The sequence below is a fragment of the Pseudomonas sp. ICMP 10191 genome (assembly GCF_001467335.1).
Lineage (GTDB): Bacteria > Pseudomonadota > Gammaproteobacteria > Pseudomonadales > Pseudomonadaceae > Aquipseudomonas > Aquipseudomonas cerasi.
The window spans coordinates 1-4,154 of sequence record NZ_LKGW01000155.1; the positions used below are offsets into that span (position 1 = coordinate 1).

The 4,154-nt window shown below is 54.0% G+C and carries 4 protein-coding genes and 1 pseudogene; 3 read left to right on the forward strand and 2 right to left on the reverse strand.

Features of this window, described 5'->3' with window-relative positions:
- Window positions 1-19 precede the first annotated feature (19 nt).
- Window positions 20-826: an IS21 family transposase gene (gene istA / locus AO388_RS23080; RefSeq protein WP_083515877.1), complete on the reverse strand. Its 807-nt coding sequence runs from the start codon at window positions 824-826 to the stop codon at window positions 20-22.
- Between the two features lie 239 nt (window positions 827-1,065).
- Complete coding sequence (locus AO388_RS23085) at window positions 1,066-1,329, reverse strand: hypothetical protein (protein ID WP_012723150.1); 264 nt, start codon at window positions 1,327-1,329, stop codon at window positions 1,066-1,068.
- 112 nt (window positions 1,330-1,441) lie between these two features.
- On the opposite strand from AO388_RS23085, the gene AO388_RS29795 reads away from it, so the two are divergent.
- The 3 genes and pseudogenes from AO388_RS29795 to AO388_RS29800 all read left to right on the forward strand — a co-directional run.
- On the forward strand, window positions 1,442-2,482 hold the full coding sequence (locus AO388_RS29795; protein ID WP_012723149.1) for a hypothetical protein: 1,041 nt from the start codon (window positions 1,442-1,444) through the stop codon (window positions 2,480-2,482).
- A gap of 57 nt (window positions 2,483-2,539) precedes the next feature.
- Window positions 2,540-3,685 (forward strand): annotated as a pseudogene (tnpC, locus tag AO388_RS23095) (IS66 family transposase); the annotation flags it as partial.
- Window positions 3,686-3,971: 286 nt separating this feature from the next.
- On the forward strand, window positions 3,972-4,154 hold a 183-nt coding region (locus AO388_RS29800), incomplete at its 3' end, for a hypothetical protein (protein WP_058417229.1).

Consider the following 4,154-nt stretch of genomic DNA (forward strand, 5'->3'; position numbering starts at 1 on the left):
GGAGGCTGGTTGAAGGAACTTAGTGTGCCAAGGGTGGGGACAGTTGGCTATTTTTGCAGCGCCTCCCTAGCGACTTGTCTTGCGGTTTACGCGGTCTGGCGGGGTAAATTTGAAATCCGTAGTGCTCAGAAAACTCGGCGTAGGCACGATTTAGGGTCACCACATCTCTCGTGTTTTTCGTCACTGCTGACTTCAAATTATCAGGCACAACGAACCGTGGAACCCCGTCGAAGAACTCCAGGGCCAGAATGTTGCATCTGAGCCAGTCTGGGATCGTTTGACTTCTCACGGCGGTGGCAAAAATGTATCCCGAGGCACCTAGCGTTGCCACGAACACCTGAGCTTGGCTGATTGCTCCAGTATCCGGGTTGGTCACAGGCATTGTCCTGCCACAAAAGTCCACGAAGCACTTGTCTCCGGGGAGGTGAGTCTGTCGCATGCTCAGCTTTTGCCTATTGACCCATTCACGATAAATCCGTGTGAACTGAGCATAAGACACGCCTTCTGGCTCGCTTGTACGAAACTCTTGCCATAGGAGTTCCAAGGTGATGTCAGGAAGTTTTAGCTGTTCATGGATGGCAGGCCATGACGGGTAAGCCTTCCTTTGAGATGAGACTTTTGGCTGGGTATGCAGACGCTCCGCCAGCGCTTTGTCGTCAAGGTGCTTCAGTTCTTCCCAGCTTTGTCCACACTGTGCCAACTGATCCCGAATGGTGCGAACAGTGTTATGGGACACTTTGGCTAATAGGCCAATAGCCCTATTCGACAGCTTGGGGTCGCTCGTAAGGCGTAGCACCTCGCGCTGCGTACTTATTGGCAGCCTCATATGTTCTCCTCGCGACAGGTGTGTGAACACCTCACAGGTCGCGCCGTGTGAAAATTGCAGACAAACGGAATGTGATCGACTTGACGCCGAACGCGAGGGAACACAGAATGACGGCGCGTAGGGCTGAAACCTAACACCATCAAAAAAGCCTAGGGCTCCACCCCTGGGCTTTTTTGTGCTCCAAATCCACCGGCTAGCTCCTATCCTGATCTCATTGTGATACTCCTCATATGCTTAGTTCATACGGCCTGCTGCCGTGCGCAGCGCTGCGTAGCAATCCACCAAGCGACCTCTTTGGACAGAGCAAAGAACCCCCGACGATTAGGCACTTCAAATAGCGGCACCTCAATTGTCCCTCGCTGTTTAGCTTTACGAAACGCGTCGTACGATGTGTAACCCAACTCTCTCCACAGCGCGCTGCCACCCACCATCAGGCCATATCGCTGTTTGAGGTCGAGCTCTAATTCGAATGACAGAAATTGGATTTCAAGGGGCTCGCGCATCGCACTTAATGTCCGGTTTGGTCACAGTTGATAGTAATAAACCGCCCCCTTGCGCTCCAGCCGTAAGACTTCTACATTTTTTACGGTACAAAGATCGTTCGGGGATTTTTAAGTGTCTGATTTTAAGAGAATTGCAAACATTTATTCGGAGTTCGCAGGCAGCTTGCGCGAACAAATTCCGGAAAATAGCCGCCCCCGAAGCAACACAGTGGAAATGCTCGCAGTGGGCTACTGGTTCGAAGGACTGAGGCAGCGGACAGGCCTCAAAACTGCCTATGCCCTTGAGCTGTATTTCGAAAAAGAGTCATTTCGAAGAAATACGAATGGCACGATCCGGCATTACCGAAGCAAGTGGTCTAGGTACGAACAGAAAATGATCTCCCCCAAGGCCAAGACCTTGAGTAGGGTGGAACTGCTAGCACCTGGATCGTCCCGCGACCTGAATCATCCCATATGGACTTTGATGAAGCTGATCTCCCGGCAACAGAAAATCAGCTTCGACAGCTACTTCCGTGCGTTAAATACCGATGTCCAACTGGTGCTTTATCGCAGCACCAGCAACATGATTTGGGACAGTGTTCAGCGCGAACCAATCACTCAAGTTCTACTCGAAAAACTCGAACGCAGGGCAAGCTTGGATGCCCTCGCTGCGTTGATCGCGATAGTGGTCGAAGCAGATCTCCTAGGTCGAAAAACCGTTGCTATCAAGGCAGCAGGCACCTTGCACAAAGTACTTCTGATGCTGGCAATGGAGCTTCAAGCGCGCGGTGTTGCCGTTGGCCTAATCGATTGGCTCGTGTTCAACGTCCTACCCCTTGGAGTGCCTGCCCATCTGCATATCTGGATGAGCAGCGCTGACTACATCCACGCGTCGGCGCATTTGAACACCATGGTTTACCAGCATCCGGAAAGGCGCGGAAAAGCCCTACCTTGGAAGCTTCGTAATAAGCTGATGTGCAAGCTGCTTGCCGGGGACATGGGAATTGACGTTTTGCACGCAATGCGCCCTCAGTTCGAGTTGCGGACGGACATAGGGGAAATTGCGGCCGAGCTGGTCGAGGAGTTTAAGAAGACGTCGGCACTGAGAACTTGGGGATGGATGTGCATCATCGATGGCGCGCCACAGACAGTGCCACCAGTACCGCTGCTTTAGCCTTTCAAATGACTCGCTAGGCGAGTGGTCAAGTCCAATGCAAATGCCTGGTCACTTCCGATGCAAACGACTGGTCAAGTCGAATGCAAACGACTGGTCAAATGGGTTGCAATTTCCCANCCCATCGAACGCCACATCCGTGGAAAGTGGGCCTGCGAACAGTGCGAAACACTGATCCAGACGCCGGTACCGGCGCACGTCATCGACAAAGGCGTCCCGACCGCAGGCCTGCTGGCCCACATCATGGTGGCCAAGTTTGCCGACCATCTGCCGCTGTATCGCCAAGAGAAAATCTTCGGCCGCGCCGGGCTGCCCATCGCCCGTTCGACCTTGGCGCAGTGGGTGGGCAACTGCGGCGTGCAATTACAGCCGCTGGTTGATGCGCTGCGCGAAGCCGTGCTGACGCACGACGTCGTTCACGCCGACGAGACGCCGGTACAAATGCTGACGCCTGGTGCGAAAAAAACTCATCGCGCTTACGTCTGGGCCTATGCCACCAGTCAGTTCTCCAACCTGGCGGCGGTCGTTTACGACTTCAGCCCGAGCCGCGCTGGCGAACATGCCCGAGCCTTCTTGGGCAGTTGGAACGGCAAGCTGGTCTGCGATGACTTTGCCGGCTACAAGGCAGGCTTTGAACTGGGCGTTACGGAGATCGGCTGCATGGCCCATGCCCGCCGGAAGTTCTTCGACTTGCACGTGACCAACAAGAGCCAGGTCGCCGAAAAAGCGCTGAACTACATCGCGGCCTTGTACGAAGCTGAACGAGAAGTCCGAGAGCTGGAGCCGGGTGATCGGCAGCGAATACGGCAGGAAAAAGCAGCGCCAATCGCCGACGCACTTCATACCTGGATGATCGCCCAAAGACAGCTTGTGCCTGAGGGTTCGGCCATCGCCAAGGCGCTGGATTACAGTCTCAAACGCTGGATAGCGCTGACGCGCTATCTCGATGACGGTGCCGTGCCGATCGATAATAACTGGTGCGAGAATCAAATCCGGCCGTGGGCTCTTGGGCGTTCGAACTGGCTGTTCGCGGGATCGTTACGCAGCGGTAAACGTGCAGCGGCGATCATGAGTTTGATCCAATCGGCGCGACTCAACGGCCATGATCCGTATGCTTATTTGAAGGACGTCCTCACGCGCCTGCCGACGCAGCGGGCAAGTGAGATTGCGGAGCTACTACCGCATAGGTGGCGACCGGTTTAGTTGCGCAAGACGGGATGCCCGGACGCACCTCCAACTGGTGCCATTACCGGTCTACTTAGCCTTTATGCTGGTTATCCATGCATTCCTCCCTACAGCTTCGCCCGGTGCAGCCGATAGTTTTCGTACCAAGAGAAGCGCGGCAATTCGATCCTGTAACAAAGGAGAGTAAGCGGCTTTTGAGGAAGATCTCTTGGAATGCTTTCATTACCTCATAACCATAAATGAGAGATGGGCACTTTTTAACGCCTAAGAAAGCACTCACAGACCTTGAGTGATCGAGAACCCGATGAATTTATTAGCGCCTGCCCTGTTCGTTACCAACCGTGTTCGATTCCCCATGAAATTCGCAATTTTGGGATTTATTGTCCTGATTCCTCTGCTCCTGCTAGGCACCCGGGTGATGCTTTCACTGAACACGAGCATCACGGGCATCAAGCATGAACAGGTGGGTCAACAATACTTGTTGGAC